The sequence below is a fragment of the Halomonas halodenitrificans DSM 735 genome (genome assembly GCF_000620045.1).
In the GTDB taxonomy this organism is placed as follows: Bacteria; Pseudomonadota; Gammaproteobacteria; order Pseudomonadales; family Halomonadaceae; genus Halomonas; species Halomonas halodenitrificans.
The window spans coordinates 69940-87632 of sequence record NZ_JHVH01000014.1 but is presented as its reverse complement, the minus strand read 5'-3'; the positions used below and the strand labels follow the sequence as shown (position 1 = coordinate 87632).

Annotated in this window: 12 protein-coding genes; 5 read left to right on the top strand and 7 right to left on the bottom strand. The window is 67.3% G+C overall.

The features are described 5' to 3' along the window. Positions 1 to 52 precede the first annotated feature (52 nt). The 3 genes from Q358_RS0107940 (at position 53) to Q358_RS0107930 (ending at position 2284) form a co-directional block, all read left to right on the top strand. Complete coding sequence (locus Q358_RS0107940) at positions 53 to 319, top strand: DksA/TraR family C4-type zinc finger protein (RefSeq protein ID WP_027961565.1); 267 nt, start codon at positions 53 to 55, stop codon at positions 317 to 319. A 46-nt stretch (positions 320 to 365) separates the two neighbouring features. Further along, positions 366 to 1040, top strand: coding sequence for an SDR family oxidoreductase (locus Q358_RS0107935; RefSeq protein ID WP_027961564.1), 675 nt, complete (start codon positions 366 to 368; stop codon positions 1038 to 1040). 74 nt (positions 1041 to 1114) lie between these two features. Next, positions 1115 to 2284, top strand: coding sequence for an MFS transporter (locus Q358_RS0107930; RefSeq protein WP_027961563.1), 1170 nt, complete (start codon positions 1115 to 1117; stop codon positions 2282 to 2284). A gap of 48 nt (positions 2285 to 2332) precedes the next feature. Here the strand turns inward: Q358_RS0107930 and Q358_RS0107925 are convergent, their stop codons facing one another. From Q358_RS0107925 to Q358_RS0107915, 3 genes are all read right to left on the bottom strand, one after another. Next, a complete protein-coding gene (locus tag Q358_RS0107925) occupies positions 2333 to 3220 on the bottom strand; it encodes a homocysteine S-methyltransferase family protein (protein ID WP_027961562.1) in 888 nt (295 codons plus the stop codon). Positions 3221 to 3302: 82 nt separating this feature from the next. Further along, on the bottom strand, positions 3303 to 4166 hold the full coding sequence (locus tag Q358_RS0107920; protein ID WP_027961561.1) for an SDR family oxidoreductase: 864 nt from the start codon (positions 4164 to 4166) through the stop codon (positions 3303 to 3305). A 43-nt stretch (positions 4167 to 4209) separates the two neighbouring features. Continuing rightward, positions 4210 to 4572: a putative quinol monooxygenase gene (locus Q358_RS0107915; RefSeq protein ID WP_027961560.1), complete on the bottom strand. Its 363-nt coding sequence runs from the start codon at positions 4570 to 4572 to the stop codon at positions 4210 to 4212. 211 nt (positions 4573 to 4783) lie between these two features. Between Q358_RS0107915 and Q358_RS0107910 the strand changes: the two genes are divergently transcribed. After that, positions 4784 to 8365: an AAA domain-containing protein gene (locus Q358_RS0107910; protein WP_051530247.1), complete on the top strand. Its 3582-nt coding sequence runs from the start codon at positions 4784 to 4786 to the stop codon at positions 8363 to 8365. A 423-nt stretch (positions 8366 to 8788) separates the two neighbouring features. Further along, positions 8789 to 9226, top strand: a complete 438-nt coding sequence (locus tag Q358_RS0107905) for a hypothetical protein (RefSeq protein ID WP_027961558.1) — start codon at positions 8789 to 8791, stop codon at positions 9224 to 9226. Positions 9227 to 9305: 79 nt separating this feature from the next. On the opposite strand, the gene Q358_RS0107900 is transcribed toward Q358_RS0107905, so the two are convergent. From Q358_RS0107900 to Q358_RS0107885, 4 genes are all read right to left on the bottom strand, one after another. Next, a complete protein-coding gene (locus Q358_RS0107900) occupies positions 9306 to 12614 on the bottom strand; it encodes an AAA family ATPase (protein WP_027961557.1) in 3309 nt (1102 codons plus the stop codon). Continuing rightward, positions 12611 to 13909 (bottom strand): exonuclease SbcCD subunit D, encoded by a 1299-nt coding sequence (locus Q358_RS0107895; protein ID WP_027961556.1) that lies wholly within the window; start codon positions 13907 to 13909, stop codon positions 12611 to 12613. The genes Q358_RS0107900 and Q358_RS0107895 overlap by 4 nt, the downstream gene beginning before the upstream one ends. A gap of 99 nt (positions 13910 to 14008) precedes the next feature. Beyond that, the gene (gene cysI / locus Q358_RS0107890; RefSeq protein ID WP_027961555.1) at positions 14009 to 15715 is read right to left on the bottom strand and encodes an assimilatory sulfite reductase (NADPH) hemoprotein subunit; all 1707 of its coding nucleotides are present in this window, start codon (positions 15713 to 15715) and stop codon (positions 14009 to 14011) included. Then, on the bottom strand, positions 15715 to 17526 hold the full coding sequence (locus tag Q358_RS0107885) for an assimilatory sulfite reductase (NADPH) flavoprotein subunit (RefSeq protein ID WP_027961554.1): 1812 nt from the start codon (positions 17524 to 17526) through the stop codon (positions 15715 to 15717). The genes cysI and Q358_RS0107885 overlap by 1 nt, the downstream gene beginning before the upstream one ends. Positions 17527 to 17693 lie beyond the last annotated feature (167 nt).

Sequence of the window (17693 nt, the reverse complement as noted above, 5' to 3'; positions counted from 1 at the left end):
CTTTCCGCGTTGTGCTTTCAATGGCTAATGCACCGATATGGGGGGATTCATCATGGCTGGCGGTTGGACCCGAGACGGAGCCGTACAGGATCAGATTGATGCCACCGTGGAAGAGGCGGTCGATAGGGCGCGCACCAGCCTGCGCAGCGGAGAAAGCGCCGAGTTCTGCGTGGAGTGCGATGCGTCCATCCCGGAGGGAAGACGCAAGGCACTCCCGGGGGTGCAGCTTTGCGTCGCTTGCCAGTCGCGCCTGGAAGCCAAAGGCGTGGATGTCGCCGCCATCAATCGGCGGGGCAGCAAGGACAGCCAGCTCAGGTGACTCCCCTCGAGGCCCCACCAACTCACACGTTTAAGGCAGAACGAAGATGAGATCTACCGTATTGATCACCGGTGCCAATCGCGGTGTCGGGCTCGCCCTGGCGCGCCATTATCATGCTGCCGGCTGGGCGGTAATCGGCGTGTGCCGCAGTGGCGGCGAGGAGGCGGCCGAGCTGCGTGACGTCGCCGAGACGCTGATCGAAGGCATCGACGTGACCCGCGAAGGGGACGTGGCACGGCTGGCGCAAGAGCTGGCGGGCCGCCGCCTGGAGCTGCTGATCAACAACGCCGGCCTGCTGCAGGATGAGGTGCTCGGCGATATCGACTTCGACTCCCTTCGCACCCAGATGGAGATCAATGCCTATGCGCCGCTGCGCGTGACCGAGGCGCTGCTGGAGAATCTGGGAGAGGGCGCGAAGGTCGCCAATATCACCAGCCGCATGGGGTCCATCGCCGATAACGACTCCGGCGGGCGCTACGGCTATCGCGCCTCCAAGGCGGCGCTCAACGCCTTCGGCAAGTCGCTCGCCGTGGACCTCGAGCCCCGCGGTATCGCCGTGGCCCAGGTTCACCCGGGCTATGTGCAGACGCGCATGGTCAACTTCGGCGGCATGATCAGTACCGAGGAGGCCGCCACGGGCATCGCCCAGCGCATCGAGGCGCTGACGCTGGAGAACAGCGGCGGTTTCTGGCACAGCAACGGCGAGGCGCTGCCCTGGTAGGGTGAGACGCTGGCGTGGCCGTCGGCGCCGCGCCTTTCTCCTTTTCCTTGCGGCCCAGGCCGCGGAGGTTGCCCATGACGCTTGCCACGACCGCCGACAGGGCGCGGCCCGAGTCCAATCGCCTGGCGGGCATGAGCTGGGCACACTTCCTCAACGACGGTGCTGCCAACTATTTGCCGGGCGTTCTGCCGGCCATTCTGATATCGCTGAACCTGTCGGTGGCGCTGGCGGGCACCATCATGGCGGCCTTGCTGATAGGCCAGGCCCTGCAGCCGCTGGTCGGCCTGCTGGCGGATCGCCTGGGCGGTCGTCTCATGGTGGTGGCCGGTCTTGCCGGCTCATCGCTGGGCGGCGCGCTGGTCGGCTTCGTGTCGGGGCTGTGGTCGCTGCTGGGAGTGCTGGCCCTGATTGGCATCTCCAACTCGTTTTTCCATCCCCAGGCGCTGGCCGGTATTCGGCAGCTGGGCGGCAGTCGGCCGGGCATGGCCATGTCGATCTTCATGGTGGGGGGCGAAGTGGGGCGCGGCCTGTGGCCGGCGCTGGCCAGCTGGGTGGTGGTGCAGTGGGGCCTGGGTTATCTCTGGGTGCTCACCCTGCCGGCGCTGTTCTCCCTGCCGCTGCTGCTGCGCTGGGCACCCCGGCTGCCGGCTCGCACGGCGGAGGCAACGCCCATTGCCTGGCGCGATCATGCCGGGCCGGTGACGCGGCTGGTCGCCTTTTCGACGCTGCGCTCGCTGATGATCTTCACGGTGGTGACCTTCGTGCCGCTGGCCTGGACGCAGGCCGGGGGGGCGCTGACCACCGGTGCCAGCTTTATCACGGTGATGCTGCTGGTAGGGGTGATCGGCAACGTGGGGGGCGGACACCTATCCGACAAGATAGGGCGGCGGCCGCTGCTGATCGCGGCGATGGCCCTGGCAAGCGCCATGCTTGCCGCTTTCCTGCTGTCCAGCGGCGGCTGGTTGTGGGTGGTGCTGGGCGTGCTGGGGATCTGCCTGTTCGCCACGCTGCCGTTGGGTGTGCTGGTGGCCCAGGACATCCTGCCCGAGAATCGTTCGCTGGGCTCGGGACTCGCCCTGGGGCTCTCCAACGGCCTCGCGGCGCTGGGTATCATGGCGCTGGGGCCGGTAGCGGCCGCCTGGGGGCCGACGGTGCCGCTATGGATCGCCCTGGCCGGCGGGGTGATCAGCGTACCGCTGGCCATCGGCCTGCCGGAGCATGTGATGCCATCCCGGCAGGCGTAATGATCTCGCCGTACGACCGGGGCCCCAGGTTCTCAGGCGCTCAGGTTCTCAGGTTCTCAGGCGCTCGGCCAATTCGGCGATATGCGCCGGGCTGACTTCACAGCAGCCACCCACTATCGAGGCTCCCCGCGCGACCCAGCCACAGGCGTGCTCGGCATAGCCCGCGGGGTCAAGATCCTGGCGTGCCTCGAGGCCATCCACCGTGCCACCGGGCGCAAGGTCCGCGGCCGAGGTAAAGGCATTGGCGTAGCCGCCGAATGGCACGCCAAGGTCTTCGAGCGCGTCCATGGCGGTGGTGACCGCCTCGGGCACCGAGCAGTTGATCAGCACCGCCGAGGCGCCGGCGGCGACGACCGCCCGGGCCGCCTCGCCCAGCGATTCGCCGGAGCGCAGGCGCCTGCCGTCGGCGTCATCCACCGAGAAGGCGACCCACACCGGCAGGTTGTGGTCTACCGCGGCCTGGGTTGCCGCCAGGGCCTCGCGGGTCAGGGTCATGGTCTCGCAGATAAACAGGTCGACCCCCTCGGCCTGGACCTCTACCAGGCGACGGTAATCACGCCGGCAGGTGGCATCGTCCGGGACCACCTCGGCGTGATAGCTCGCCACCAGCGGAGGCAGGCAGCCGGCGATGCGCACCGCCTGGCCGCTCTCGTCCCGCGCCTGATGAGCGGCACCCAGCGCGGCGGCATGCAGGGCCTGGAACAGGGCGGGGTCGCTGTCGCGAGCCAGGCGCTGCGGTGTCACCGTATAGTTGTTGGTCGTGATGATGTGGGCCCCGGCGGCGATGAAGTCGCGATGCACCGCGGTGACCAGGTGGGGTTCATCCAGCATGACCTGGGCGGACCAGAGTGGCGTGGCGGGGCTCTCGCTGCGCCGCCTGAGTTCCTGCCCCATTCCTCCATCCAGCAGTGTCAGGTGATGTTGTATCGGGCTCATGGGGCTGTCCTTGTGATGAATGGTCGGGGGTACGGCTTCCAGGGGGCGGTGGCCGGCGGCTTCCGGGTGAGGCGCCGATTCTCTATTCGCGTTCGTCCCGAGTCGAGCGCAGCAGCACACGATCCATGCCTGCGGTGCTCAGCACGCGCCTGAGTGCCGCGAACAGATGGGTCGGCAGTGTGACCGCATAGCGCGGCCGTGGTCGCTTGCTCTCCAGGGCATGGATCAGCTTCTTGACCACCGTCTCGGGGCCCAGGGTGAAGGGGGCCTTGCCCTCCTGATTGGCCAGGCGCGCCTCCACCTGCCGATAGGTGGTGGCGTGGGCGCTATGGGTGGGGTCGATGTTGGCCTTGAAGGCGCGATAGGCGTTATCGCGAAAGCGGCTGGTGATCGGCCCCGGCTGGATCAAGCTGATATGCACGCCGCTGCCGGCAAGCTCCTGACGCAGGGTGTCGGTCAGGCCTTCGAGGGCGAACTTGGAACACACATAGGCGCCGCGATAGGGCAGGGCGGCGATGCCCAGCACCGAGCTGTTGTGCACGATGCGCCCGTGGCCCTGGGCGCGCATCATCGGCAGCACCCGCGTGGTGAGCTCGTGGGTGCCGAGCAGGTTGGTTTCCAGCTGGGCGCGCAGCACCTCCCGCGACAGGTCCTCCACCGCACCGGGCTGGCCATAGGCGCCGTTGTTGAACAGCGCCGTCAGGCGGTTTCCGGTGCGCGCCTCGACCGTCGCTACCGCGGCCTCGATGGAGGCGCTGCTGTCGAGGTCGAGCCTCAGGGCCTCGAGGCCTTCCTCCTCGAGCCTGGCCACGTCTGCTTCGGCGCGGGCCGTGGCGAACACCCGCCAACCCCGGGCCGCCAGGGCATGGGCCGCGGCATGGCCGATGCCACTTGAGCAGCCGGTGATCAGGATGCTGCGTGCGGGGATTTCCTGGGTAGGGGGCATGCGGCTCTCCTTGTCACGAGAGCCCCGAGGAGGTCGGCCCATATCACGCGTCCTTGAGCCCGAGGTCCGGTGCGTCGAAGTCGGCCGGCTCGTCGGTATAGACGCAGACATTGGCGTCTTCGATATCGCCGTCCTCGGCTTCCAGATGGGTGGCGAAGAACTCGCGGATCTCGCGGCGCTGGCAGTGGGCATCGAAGGCCGCCCGGTTCGCCCACACCTCATGGAAGACGATAGGGTAGCTGGTGCCCTGGGCGAAGGGGTTATCGATATGGCGGGTCACGGTGTAGCGCAGGCAGGCGTCTTCGCGATGGGCGTTGGGCTCCAGCCCCTGCAGGGCGCGAAACACGGCGTCTTCCCGCCCCGGCTTGGGCTTGAAGCTGGCGATGCAGTAGATCTTCTGTGACATCGAAGGTGTCCTGTGAGGAGGTGTGCGCAGACGATACCATTGCCCGCCCCGGCGGCATAATCGTGGGGGCCGCGCCATGGCTAGCGCGCCTCATGTTTACGGAATGTATTTTTTTCGACACATCACATGGATATGTCGATGTGATAAACATGTCGATCGGATAGGTTTAAAAAATCGGTTTTCAACGAGTGACAAGAAGCGAGAGTACGGCATGAGCGACACCACCCCAGCTCCCTCGGTTTTCCAGTGGCTGCGCTACTGGCGCAACTCCCTGGCGGATGCCGAGAGTGGCCGCGGCGTCCTCGACGAGAAGGAGCTCAAGGCGCTGAGTTCGGTGGATACGACCGTCTACAGGAAGGGGCGAATACCGTCGTCGGCCGCGCTGCTGGCCGAGCTGTTTGACGACGAACCGGAGGAGACACAGCTGGTTCGCGTCGTGCTTCGCCCCGCCGTCTATCGCTCTCTTCAGGAGCACGGCCAGCAGAAGCAGGCGCTCTATCCGGAGGTGGTGACGCCGCTGATCTGCGTGCTGTGGGTCTCCCGTCAGGGCGTCTTGATACCGGCCGAGCCGCCGGTGATTCCTCGGGATCTGCTGAGCCCACAGGCCGATGATCGTTTCACCCTGGGCGAGGTGGAAGCGCAGGATCGACTGCTGACCCGCGAGGCGGTGAGCGTCTGGTCGGAGCAGGAGGCGACGGCGCTGCTCCAAGGGGAAGGTGCCGAAGGCGAGGGTACCGAAGGGAAAGATGTCGAGACCCACGCGAAGCGCTGGCAGGCGTACTACGACGCCTCGCGCCGGCTGTTCGAGCAGCTGGTCGATCGCGAGCGCCTCAAGGCTGCTTTCGAAAGCCTGGGCGAGGCGCGCCTGCTCAAGGTGGAGCCGCAGGCCAAGGGAGCGGCCCGGCATATCCTCGGCTTCTATGACTGGCTCGGCGCCACGCCGCGGGCGTTGCCGCTGCTGGAGCGCTATGCGTTGTCACGCCCGGATGAGGGGTATCGACCCTGCGTCGAGGCGCTGGGCCGGCTGGATACCCGCCTGGGGCATGCCAACACCGCCTATCCCCTGGCTCCCGCGCAGCGTGATGCCCTGGCGCAGACCATGGCGATGGACGAGGGCGAGATCCTTGCCGTCAACGGGCCGCCGGGTACCGGCAAGACGACCTTCGTGCTCTCCGTCGTGGCCTCGCTGTGGGTCAGGGCGGCCCTCGATGAAGCCGAACCGCCGCTGATCGTGGCGGCCTCGACCAATAACCAGGCCGTCACGAACATCCTCGCGGCCTTCGCCAAGGACTTCGAGGAAGGCGATGGCCCCCTGGGCGGCCGCTGGCTGCCGGAGATCGACAGCTACGGCGGCTTCTATCCGGCCCGCAGCCGCGAAGACGAGGCCGCCAAGGAGTACCAGACGCCGGCCTTTTACCGCCATCTCGAGCGACCCGAGTCTCTCGAGGGAGCCGAGGGGGAGTTCCTGGCGCGGGCCAGGGCAGCATTCGATGACGAAGCCCTGAAGGACGTGCCGTCGGTGCGTCGGCACCTGCATGGCGAACTGCTAGCGACTCGAGACAGGCTGATTGATATCCAGCGCCGTTGGGCCACGCTGAGCGAGCTGGCGGAGCGCTTGGGCGAAGACGCCGAGGCCAGACAGCAGGAGGCGCGGCAGGCGCTCGAGGCGTTGGATGAAGAGCGAAGCACGATAGAGGAGGCGCTGCGGCAGTGGAAGCGTTTCTGCGCCGACGAGTCGCTGTGGCTGTCGGTACTCAGTATCCTGCCGCCGGTGGCAAGGCATCGCCGCCTGAAGCGTGAGCTGTTCATCTACGAGTCCCTCGACGATCGGGCCAGGGCGATCATCTACGCGGCAGCACAGCCGTCGCCGGAGGTGGCCTTACAGGCCTGGCTCGATGAGCGTCGGGCGCGTATCGAGCGGCTGAGTCAGGATATCGAGGCCCGCCGGGCGCTGCTGGAGGAACGAGACGCCGAGGCCGCTCGGCTGCGGGCTTTGCTGCCGGCGGGCGCCGAACTCGATTCGCTGGATGCCATCGACAAGTCGCTGGATACCTCGCTGCGCTTCGCGCTGTTTCGGCTAGCCGTCCACTACTGGGAGGCGCGCTGGCTGGAAGACTGTCGCACCCAGGCGCGGACGCTTGCCGAGGAGGCCAGGAAAGCCGAGAAGACCGGCCTCAAGGCGGTGCGCCCTCGCTGGCGTCGGCGCATGAAGCTGACTCCCTGCATCGTGTCGACGCTGCACTCGCTGCCGGGACACATGACGCATTCCGTGTACGAGGGGCCGGATCGGTATCGTCAGGAATATCTGGAGAACGAGATCGATCTGCTGATCATCGATGAGGCGGGCCAGGTCGCGCCGGAGGTGGCCGGGGCCTCCTTTGCGCTGGCCAAGCGTGCCCTGGTGATCGGCGACGTGCATCAGATCCAGCCGGTTTCCACCCAGGTCGAGGCGGTCGACGTGGGTAACCTTCGCCATCAGGGGGTGCTGGGCGCCGTCGAGGACTACAAGGAACTGCGCGAGACCGGGCGCAGCGTAGTCGACGGCAGCGTCATGCGCATCGCCCAGCGGGCGAGCCGCTATCGCTACCTCGAAGAGGCCGAACCAGGCATGTTCCTGCAGGAGCATCGGCGCTGCCTGAAGGCGATCATCGATTACTGCAATGATCTCTGCTATCGAGGCATGCTGCTGCCCAAGCGTGATACGCCTCCCAAGGATCCCGCCTGGCCGCCGTTTTCCTATGTGCATGTCGACGGTCGCGTCGAGTCGCCGCCGGCGGGTAGCCGCATCAACCGGCAGGAGGCCGAGACTCTCGCCGAGTGGCTGGCGACGCATCGCGGCTCCCTCGAGGAGCGGCATGGGACGTCGCTGGGTGAGATCGTGGGAGTGGTGACCCCCTTCAAGGCTCAGGCCCGGCTGATTCAGGAGGCGTGCCGCGCCCGCGATATTCCGGTCGCGGGAGACGAGAGCGCCGTGACCGTGGGCACGGTTCACGCTCTTCAGGGGGCCGAGCGCCCGGTGATTCTCTTCTCCGCGGTCTACTCGCGTCATGACGACGGTGGCTTTATCGACCGGGATCCGTCGATGCTCAACGTGGCAGTATCGCGCGCCAAGGACAGCTTCATGGTGTTCGGCGACATGGACGTCATCGCGGGGGCCGCGCCCGGCTCGCCGCGGCATTTGCTGGGCCGATACCTGTTTGCCGACGAGGACAACGCCCAGTCATTTACCATCGATCGCGCTCGCCCCGACCTCTTGGCATTATGCCGTTCTCCGCAAGTGATCAACGATGCGGAAGCGCACGATCGCTGTATCCGCCAGCTGCTGGAGAGTGTTCGGTTACGAGTTGCGCTCGTCTCGCCGTGGATCTCCCTCGATCGGCTGCGCGACACCGGGCTGCTCGAATACCTGTATCAGGCGGTGGAACATGGCGTCGAAGTCACCGTCTATGTGGACCACCACTTCAATACCACCAGTGCTAACCGGGCGGATGCTCAGAAGTCCGCCCGATTCGACCATTGCAGGGACGTCCTTCAAGAGGGTGGAGTAAGGGTGCGAATCGTGAAGGGGGTACATAGCAAGCTGATCATGGCGGATGATCGCTTCATGTGCGTGGGCTCCTACAACTGGGCCAGCGCCGCAAGGAGCGGGCCCTACAAGAACATGGAAACCTCCATGCTCTACAGCGGCGATCTTCGCGAGGAAATCCAGCTCCAGCTCGAGGCTCTGAATCACCGCGCCCTGCCGGACAAGTGCCAAGAGTCGTCCAGCGTCGTGGAAGAGGAAGTCGGCTAGGCCTGTTGCTGATTTTCCTGCGACTTTGGCATGGCTGGTTCTCAGGCTGCTTTGGTGGCAGCCTGTCCGGTAACCGTGTCGATATGCAGGGAAAGCCCATGATCCTCAAGGAAAGGGATGCCTACCCAAGCCGTAGAACCCATCAAGAGTGCCCTAGCCTGCTGGCAGGAAGAGCACTTGTGTGCCTAAAAGTGGGCAGTGCTTCGCAGATTTTCGCAGGATTAGGATCCCGGATGATCAAATCGCCTATAGGAGTTATTCTCTGCTAGCGGTCAGAAGGCGAGCGCGTTTTCATGGAACGGGCTACCGCCTTTTTGGAAAATGGCATGACAACAACAAGTCTCGCCGTGTAAAGCATTAAAGGGTGTCGTGAGATTGAAAGTCAGCCACTCAGAATAAACTACGTGAAAGGGATGTCGACCGATGAGATACATTGCGTTAGCAACGTTATTTATTATCACCCCTGTGTCTGCCGACATGGAGCTGAGTATCGGCGGGCTGTCAGGCTGGATTTTGAAAGAAGATGTGGTTGCCATCAAGGGCGAGCCTGACGAGAAAGAAGAATTCTTTGCCAGCATGTATACGGAAGCTTATCACTACCCCGGACTTGCGCTATATTTCATGGGCGATCATCTAGTGAGTATTGACGCAGATAGTGAGAACTACTGTACTGCACAGCATATATGTCCGGGCGACCATATTGACCAGGCCATTGCTGCTTATGGCGAACCGGACATAAAAGTCTACGACGCTGTTGATTATGACCAATACAATTTCTATGACGCCATGCACCACGGCTGCTGGTACATCTCTAGCGTTGATGGTCAAAACATCGAGGAAATTTCAATAGCCTGTCATTGATGCTGCCCCACCACTACCAAAGGGCTTGACGGCTCGCTGACGATGAACTTATCCCCGCCAGCGAGCCGTTCTCCTTCCCTTACTGGCTGATCAGCCTGGCCCGGCTGGTGCCGTTGCCCTGGGGCTCTACCTGGATCTGCACCGGGATGCGTTCGTGCATCTCCTGCACATGGGAGATCACACCGACGCGGCGGCCCAGGGCCTGGAGGCCGTCCAGGGCCTCCATGGCGAGCGCCAAAGACTGCGGGTCGAGGCTGCCGAAGCCTTCATCGATGAACAGCGATTCGATGGTGAGCTCTCCGGAGGCCATGGAGGCGAGCCCCAGGGCGAGGGCCAGTGAGACCAGGAAGGTCTCGCCGCCGGAGAGCGAGTGCACCGAGCGGCGCTCGTCGGCCATGTCCTGGTCCACCACCAGCAGGCCCAGCTCGCTGCCACCGCGTACCAGGCGGTAGCGTCGGCTGAGGCCCGCCAGATGAACGTTGGCGTGCTCGAGCAGCTGCTCCAGGTTGTAGGCCTGGGCGATACGCCGGAACACCTTGCCGTCGGCGGAGCCGATCAGCTCGTTGATTTGGCCCCAACGGCGGAACTCGGCCCGGGCGGCCTCCAGCTCGCTCTGCCCGGCCTGCTGGCGCTGGCGCCGGCGGTCATCGTCATTCAGGGCGAAGGTGGCCTCGTCGCGGACCCGCTGGGCCTCCTCGAGGCGCGGCGTCAGCTCGGCCTCGGTCTCCTCCAGTGCTTCCCGGCGGCGACGCAGCTCGTCGGCCACGGCGTCGCCGAGCAGGGCCGTCTCAGCCTCTTCAGCCTCCTCGGTCAGGTTCTGATCGTGGCGATGAGTGAGCAGGGCGGTGCGGCGCTCCGCCAGCGTGGCGGCGGCGTGCTGGCGCTTCGCTTCGGCCGCCTCGATCCGCCGTTCCTCCTCGCGTGCCACGGCGTCGGCCTGGTCGAGCAGTCGGGTGAGGGTGGCATCATGCAGCGCGGGATGCGCCGCCCGCCAGTCGGCCAGCTCACGGGTGAGGGTGTCGAGTTCCTGATGTAGCCGTTCGAGCCGCTCGGCTTCGTGCTCGGCCTGCTGGGCGAGCCGCTGCTGTTCATGCTGGGCCTCGTGGCGTCGCGTCACGGCGCCGTCATAGGCCCGGCGGGCGCTCTCCTGATGGGCGTCGAGGTGCTGCTGCCAGGCGTCGGGCGAGGCGTGTTCGCCGAGTCGCCCGACAAGCGCGCGGGCGAGCGTGTCGCGCTCCTCGCGCAGGGAAGGCGGCTGGGCGTCGAGCTCCAATAGCCGCTTGTCGGCGCCGGTCTTCTCGGCCTCCAGGCGGGTCAGCGCGAGCCGCCCCTCCTGAAGCGCCTTTTCCAGTGGGGCCAGCTCGGCCTCGGCCCGGGCCAACGCGTCCAGGTGTTCTCGCGCCTGCCGGCGCAGGGTCGCACTCGCCTCGTGCTCGGCCTCGAGCCATCCCTCGCGTTGGCTCGCCTCGATGGCGGCGAGCTCCTGTTGCAGGGGGTGGTTATCCAGGGCCTCGTGGGCGGCATGGCGCTGGCCCTCGGCCGTGTCGCGATCCTGCCGATGGCGGGTGAGGGCGGCCTCCACGGCGCGATACGCGCCGAAAAGCTCATCGCGTTGTCGCTGGGCCGCGTCGCGTGCCTCGCGGGCCTCGTCGAGCTGGCGGGTTTCCTCGTCTTCCTGGGCCTCGAGCTGGGCGGCCTCCGGCGTGGCCGGTGGATGCTGTCGCCAGGGATGATCGTGTCCGCCGCACACGGGGCAGGGCTCGCCCTCGACGAGGGCCTCGCGCAGTCGCGCCACGCTCTCGCTACGCACGGCGCGGCTGCGATCGATCAGCGCGCTAATGCTATCGAGATGTGCCTGGGCGCGGTCCAGGGCCTGGCGAGCGCTCTGGCCCTCGGTCAGCAAGTCGTGACTGCGGGTCTCGTCGTCGCCGAGTCGGCGAGCGAGCCGGCGCAGGACCTGGTCCGCGCGGGTGAACGCCTGCCAGCGGCTACTGAGTTCCTCCAGGGCGAGGTGGCGCTGGGCCGCCCGGTCATGGGCATGCTGGCCGGCCTGACGGGCGGCATCGAGGTCGGCATGAGTGCCCTGCAGCTCTTGCAGCGTTGCCTGCCAGTCGTCGCGCTGGCGTTGATGCGCATCCTGGGCGGCCCGGGCCTGGCGATACTGCGCCGCGAGGTCGTCGGCGATTCGCTGCTGCTTGCCGCGATCCGCCTCCAGCCTCTCGAGGCGCTGTTCCAGAGTGGCCAGGCCCTGCGCCTGTTCGCGGGCCTGGCGCAGTTCGGGCTCGGCCCGGCGGCGTGCCTCACCGGCCTCGTCCAGGGCCGCCTTGGCCCGGGTACCCGCGATGTTCGCGGTTTGCTGCTCGGCCGCGGCGGCGTCTCGGGTCTTCAGGGTCGCGGCATGGGTCGCCTCCAGGGTGGCGATGTCACCGGGCAGGGCGGCATGACGCGCGAGGGCATGGCGCTGGGGGGCGATCACCCGGCGCCAGTCACGGTCGGCCCGCGCCTCGGAAAGGGCCTGCCAGTCGGCTTCGGCGGCCTGCTGTTCGGCATGACCGTCCCGGTAGGCTTGGTGCAGCCGGGCATCGTCCTGATGCCAGCGCTGCTGGGCCTTGAGCGATTCCGCCTGTTTCTGCAGCTCATCCAGGGCCTGGCGGCCGGCCCGGGCGGCGCGCTCCAGCTCGGCGCGGGCCTCGGGCTCGGCGGGCCGGTCGTCGGCGAGTTTGGCCTCCTGTGCCTCTACGGCCTTCCGGGCGTCGTGGGCGCGCCGGTAGGCGGCCATGGAGATCTCGGAGTATTCGCGGGTGCCGGTCAGGCGTTCCAGCAGGTCGCTGCGGGCGTTGTCGTCGGCCTGGAGGAAGGCGGCGAACTCGCTCTGGGCGAGGAGTACGGCGCGGGTGAACTGCTCGAAGGTGAGCCCCAGGCGCTCCGGTAGCAGGCGGTCGAACTCGCGCTTCTGAGTGGTCAGCTGGCGGCCGTCGTCGAGGTCACGCAGCGACTGCTCGGCCTTCTGCAGCTTGCCGGTGACCTTCTCCCGGGCACGGCGCACCGACCAGCGGGCGCGGTAGCGGCGCCCGTCGCGGCCCACGAAGTCGACCTCGGCGTAGCCGCTCGCCGTGCCGCGGCGCAGCAGGGTCCGCGGGTCGCTGGTGGTCAGCGTGGAGTCCGCGGTGTCGTCGACCTGGCTGTCCCGGGCCGGCGCCTGGCGCAGCCGCGGCGTGCCGCCGTAGAGCGCCAGGCACAGCGCATCGAGCAGGGTGCTCTTGCCGGCCCCGGTGGGGCCGGTGATGGCGAACAAACCGGCGTCGCTGAGCGGGGCGGCGGTGAAGTCGAGCTCGAGGGGGCCGGGCAGCGAGGCCAGGTTCTCCAGGCGCAGGGCGAGGATCTTCATATGGGGTCTCCCTGGGTCGAGGCATCGTCGGCGTCGAGCACGTCCTGGCGCAGCCGGTCGAAGTCGGCGAGCACGTTCTCCGCCGGCGACTCGCCCCAGCGCTGCTCCCAGGTGCGCTCGAAGAGCCTGCGCGGCCCGAGGGTCTCCAGGTCGACCCGCGTCTTCTGGTCCCCGCCTTCGACCCGAGGCAGGCGGCGCTCGAGGCGTAGCAGGCGCAGGGCCTTGCCTTCGAGAGCGGTCTCCACCCGGGCCCGCAGGTCGGGAATCGGCGATTCGAGTTCGACACGTACCTCCAGCCAGGGCCAGTGCTCTTTTGAGCGCTCCCGCCCCCGAGCGTCGGAAAGCGCGGGGTCGTCCTCCAGGGCCGCGAGCTCGGCCAGCACCCGCTCCAGCGGGGCGGGCCCGACGCGGTGCATGGCCACCGGGCGGGGCACGGGAATCGCCTGGGTCTCGCCCAGGGCCTCGCCGTCGAGGCGGACCTCCACCACCTGATGGGGATAGCCGACCTCGCTGAAGTCCAGGGGCAGGGGGCTGCCGCTGTAGCGGATGCGGGCCTCGCCGACCTGCTGGGCGCGATGCAGGTGGCCCAGGGCCACATAGGCGATGTCCGCCGGGAAGAGGGCGGCGGAGATCGATTCCTCGCCGCCGATCACGATCGGGCGCTCGCTGGCCTCGGAGACGGCGGCGCCGTGCAGATGGGCGTGGCTCATGGCGACCAGGGCCTGGCCGGGTTCACGGCGCTTGCCGGCGGCATCGATCAGCTGGCGGTGCACGCGGGTGATGCCGGCGACGTAGTCGTTGGGTGCGTCGTCGTCCTCGTCCTGGTCGAGGCGCATGCCGGCGCCGGTGACCTCGGCGGGGCGCAGGAAGGGCAGGGCCAGGCACCAGGCGCGGGTCTCGCCCGAGGCATCGGTCAGCGGTACCAGCAGGCGTTCGGTGTCGAGGTTGCCGTCGTCCAGCCAGCTGACCCGACCCAGGGCGTGGGTGCGCAGGCGACGCATCAGCGGGGCGGGCAGTTCGATGCGATTGCCGCTGTCGTGGTTGCCGGCGATCAGCACGATCTCGAGATGGGGCAGGCGCTCGTGGGCGGAGACGATGAAGTGGAACAAGAGTTCCTGGGCCCGCAGCGACGGGTTGACCACATCGAAGATATCGCCGGCCACCAGCAGGGCGTCGGCCCGGCGTTCCACCAGGGTGTCGAGTAGCCAGGTCAGGAAGGCGCGATGTTCGGCGTGACGCTCCTGGCCATGAAAGCTCTGGCCCAAATGCCAGTCGGCGGTGTGAATCAGCTTCAAGGGGTCCCTCCCGGCGTGCCGTGCGAAGAGGAGAGTCTACGCCAGTCGGCGTGTCCCTTCAGCTCGAGGAGGGGGGCCGGCGGGGCCGGCCCCCTCGGTTCAGGCCGAGTAGGCGATGTGAAAGACCTCGGGCGGGCGTTCGGCATCGACGATGCCGGCACGCACCAGGAAGTCACCGAAGCCTTCACCGGCCTCGCGTTCGGCGGCGTAACGGCCGAGTAGCGGGTCGAGGATCGCCAGGATGGTGGCGGTGTCGATGTTCTCCCGGTAGAGGCGGTTCATGCGCTGGCCGCGTTCGTCGCCGCCGAGGTAGAGGTTGTACTTGTCGATGGCCTTGCCGCTCAGGCCGATCTCGGCCAGGTAGGGCCGTGCGCAGCCGTTGGGGCAGCCGGTGACCCGCACGTTGATGGGGGTTTCCGCCAGGCCGTGACCCGCCATCAAGGCGTCGAGTGCCTCAACCAGGCCGGGGAGGTAGCGCTCGGACTCGGCCATGGCCAGGCCACAGGTGGGGAAGGCCACACAGGACATGGCGTTGCGCGCAAGCGGTGTACTGTGGCTGCCGTCGTCGAGGCCGTGGCGGTCGATGATCGCCTGGATGCGGGCCTGCTGCTCGGGCGTGACGTTGGCGATCATCAGGTTCTGGTTGCAGGTGACCCGAAACTCGCCGCTATGCAGCTCGGCGATCTCGCGCAGCGCGGTGCGCAGTCGATAGCCCTGGGTATCGGCGATGCGACCGCTCTGGATCATCAGCGTCAGATGGCGGTTGCCGTTCTCGCCCTCCACCCAGCCGAAGCGGTCGCCGTTGTGGCTGAAGCGATACTCCCGGGCCGCCGCCATGGGCGTGCCGTGATACTCGGCGAAGCGCTCGAGAAACCAGTCCATGCCGTGGTCGTCCAGGGTATACTTGAAGCGGGCGTGGGAGCGGTCGGTACGGCAGCCGTGGTCGCGCTGGATGGCCGCGATGGCCACGCAGGCGTCGACGATCTGCTCGGCGGGCACGAAGCCTGCCTCCTCGGCCAGGCGCGGATAGGTGGCGGCGTTGCCATAGGTCAGGCCCATGCCGCCGCCCACGGCGACGTTGAAGCCGGCCAACCGGCCGTCCTCGACGATGGCGATCAGGCCGATATCGTTGGCCAGCACATCGCAGTCGTTCTCCGGAGGAATGGCCAGGGCGATCTTGAACTTCCGCGGCAGGTAGTAGTGGCGATAGAACGGCTCTTCCTCTTCATCGCCGCCCAGGCTGTGCACCCGCTCCTCGCCCAGCCAGATCTCGGCATAGGCGCCGGAGCGCCACATCAGCCGCTCGCTGATCTCGGTCGAGAGGCGGTGGATCTCGGCGTGCAGGTCCGAGTGGTGCGGATTGACGTTGGCGATCACGTTGCGGTTGTCGTCGCCGCAGGCGCCCTTGGTGTCCAGGCCCAGGGCATTGACCCGCTGCATGAAGGTGCGCATGCGCGGCTTGAAGACGCCGTGGAATTGAAAGGTCTGGCGCGTGGTGAGGCGCAGCGTGTGGTTGGCGCACTCGTCGGCGATGGCGTCGAGCCCCAGCCATTGCTGCGGGGTGAGCACACCGCCGGGCAGGCGTAGGCGCACCATGAACATGTAGAGCGGCTCGAGCTTCTGGCGGCGTCGCTCGTCGCGCAGATCGCGGTCGTCTTGCAGGTAGGTGCCGTGGAACTTGGTCAGCTTGGTGTCGTCGTCCGAGATGGCGCCGGTGGCCAGGTCGTCCAGGCCCTCGGCGACAGTGCCGCGCAGATAGTCGCTCTGGCGCTTGATGATCTCGGCGTCGGGGAACTTGTCGGTCATCAGTAGATATCCCGCTGGTAGCGTTTCTGGCGGGTCAATTCCCGCAGGTAGTCGGTGGCGTCCTCGCGGCTCTTGCCACCCGCCTCGACGATCACGTCAAGCAGCGCCGCATGCACGTCCGGGGCCATGGCCTCGGCGTCGCCGCACACGTAGAGGTGCGCGCCGCGCTCCAGCCAGCGCCATACCTCGGCGCCACGCTCGCGGATGCGGTGTTGAACGTAGACCTTTTCTTGCTGGTCGCGAGAGAAGGCCACGTCGAGGCGGTCGAGCAGCCCCTGGCGACGCCAGGCCAGCCATTCGGCCTGGTAGAGGAAATCGGTGTGGAAGTGCTGGTCGCCGAAGAATAGCCAGTTGGCGCCACCGGCCTCGCGCTCCTCGCGTTCCTGCATGAAGGCGCGGAAGGGCGCGATACCCGTGCCCGGGCCGATCATGATCACCGGGGTGTCATCGTCCTCGGGCAGCCGGAAGTGTTTGTTGCGCTCGATGTAGACCGGCACGCTCTCGTCCTCCGCGAGCCGGTCGGCCAGCCAGGTGGAGGCCACTCCCTCGCGGTGCCGGCCATGGGCCTCAAAGCGCACCGCGGCGACGGTGAGGTGCACCTCTTCCTCTACCGTCGCCTGACTGGAGGCGATCGAGTAGAGGCGCGGCGGCAGCTTGCGTAGCATCGCGACCAATGTGGCCGGGGAGCATTCCGGCACCGGGTGCGCCTCGATGAGATCGAGCAGGTCGCGTCCCGCCATCCAGGCGACGAGGTCGGCAGGGTCCTCGAGCCGGGCGTTGAGGGTCGCGTCGTTGCCCAGGGCCGCCCACTTCTCGACCACCGGCCGAGTCAGCGGGCTGATCTCGCGGTGATGGCCGAGGGCCTGGGCCAGGGTGGTGTCGGTATCGTCGAGACGCACCGGGGCCTGGGGATCCAGCGCCAGGCCCTCGATGATGGCGGCCACCAGGCGGGGATCGTTGCGGGGGTAGACGCCCAGGGCATCGCCGGGCTGATAGCTCAGCCCCGAGCCCTCCAGGGACAGCTCGATATGCCATGTTTCCTTGCCCGAGCCACGGCCGTTGAGCACCAGGTTCTCCAGCACGCTGGCCGGGAAGGGGTGGCGGCGATCGTGGTGCTGGCCGGCGTCGGCGCCGGTCGTCGTATCACCGCCGGCGGTGAGGATGCCGGCCGCTCCGACCTCGCCCTGCAGGGCCTCGAGCAGGGCGTTGCACCATGTCTCGGCGGCGTCATCGTAGTCTACGTCGCAGTCGACCCGGGCCACCAGGCGGCTGGCGCCGAGGCCCTCGAGTCGCTCGTCAAATTCGCGCCCGGTCTGGCAGAAGTGTTCATAGCTGGTGTCGCCCAGCGCCAGTACGCCGTATTGGAGGTGCTTGAGCGAGGGCGCCTTGCGGCCGTGAAGGAACTCATGGAGGTCCAGGGCGTTGTCGGGCGGTTCGCCCTCGCCATGGGTCGAGGTGATCACCACCACGAAGGCCTCGTTCTTCAGCTGGCGCGGCTTGTACTCGACCATGTCGACCACCCGGGCATCGATGCCATGGGCGCTGGCTCGTTCGCCGAGGGTCTCGGCCAGGTGCTCGGCGTTGCCGGTCTGGGAGCCGTAGAGCACCGTCAGTGAGGGGCGTTGCTCGGCACCGGCAGGGGGCGTGGCGGGGAGCGCGGCATCGGCGGGCCCGTCGCGCCGGGACGCCTGCCACCCGGCAATGAATCCGGCCAGCCAGTCGAACTGGTGTGGCTCGAACGAGTCGAGAAGACGGTTCAGGCCGCTCGCCTGCTCGGTTGTCAGGGGGGAGTTGCTGGGGTCAATCATCATCGGAGGTCCTGGCTTGCCAAGGCGCCGAGCTCAAGAAGCATTCGGCGGTGGGTCTCGACACCCGTTCTCTCCGGTCAACCTGGCTTGTCTGTTTCACAAGTCCGTCCTTTAGGATGGGGTCGTTAATAGAGCGATCAGGAGGTAGAAAAATCTTCCTGGCTAACCTA

Bases quoted from the DNA above. Each gene is read 5' to 3' on its own strand.
- Q358_RS0107940 (WP_027961565.1), top strand. From the start codon at position 53: ATGGCTGGCGGTTGGACCCGAGACGGAGCCGTACAGGATCAGATTGAT.
- Q358_RS0107935 (WP_027961564.1), top strand. From the start codon at position 366: ATGAGATCTACCGTATTGATCACCGGTGCCAATCGCGGTGTCGGGCTC.
- Q358_RS0107930 (WP_027961563.1), top strand. From the start codon at position 1,115: ATGACGCTTGCCACGACCGCCGACAGGGCGCGGCCCGAGTCCAATCGC.
- Q358_RS0107925 (WP_027961562.1), bottom strand. From the start codon at position 3,220: ATGAGCCCGATACAACATCACCTGACACTGCTGGATGGAGGAATGGGG.
- Q358_RS0107920 (WP_027961561.1), bottom strand. From the start codon at position 4,166: ATGCCCCCTACCCAGGAAATCCCCGCACGCAGCATCCTGATCACCGGC.
- Q358_RS0107915 (WP_027961560.1), bottom strand. From the start codon at position 4,572: ATGTCACAGAAGATCTACTGCATCGCCAGCTTCAAGCCCAAGCCGGGG.
- Q358_RS0107910 (WP_051530247.1), top strand. From the start codon at position 4,784: ATGAGCGACACCACCCCAGCTCCCTCGGTTTTCCAGTGGCTGCGCTAC.
- Q358_RS0107905 (WP_027961558.1), top strand. From the start codon at position 8,789: ATGAGATACATTGCGTTAGCAACGTTATTTATTATCACCCCTGTGTCT.
- Q358_RS0107900 (WP_027961557.1), bottom strand. From the start codon at position 12,614: ATGAAGATCCTCGCCCTGCGCCTGGAGAACCTGGCCTCGCTGCCCGGC.
- cysI (WP_027961555.1), bottom strand. From the start codon at position 15,715: ATGACCGACAAGTTCCCCGACGCCGAGATCATCAAGCGCCAGAGCGAC.
- Q358_RS0107885 (WP_027961554.1), bottom strand. From the start codon at position 17,526: ATGATGATTGACCCCAGCAACTCCCCCCTGACAACCGAGCAGGCGAGC.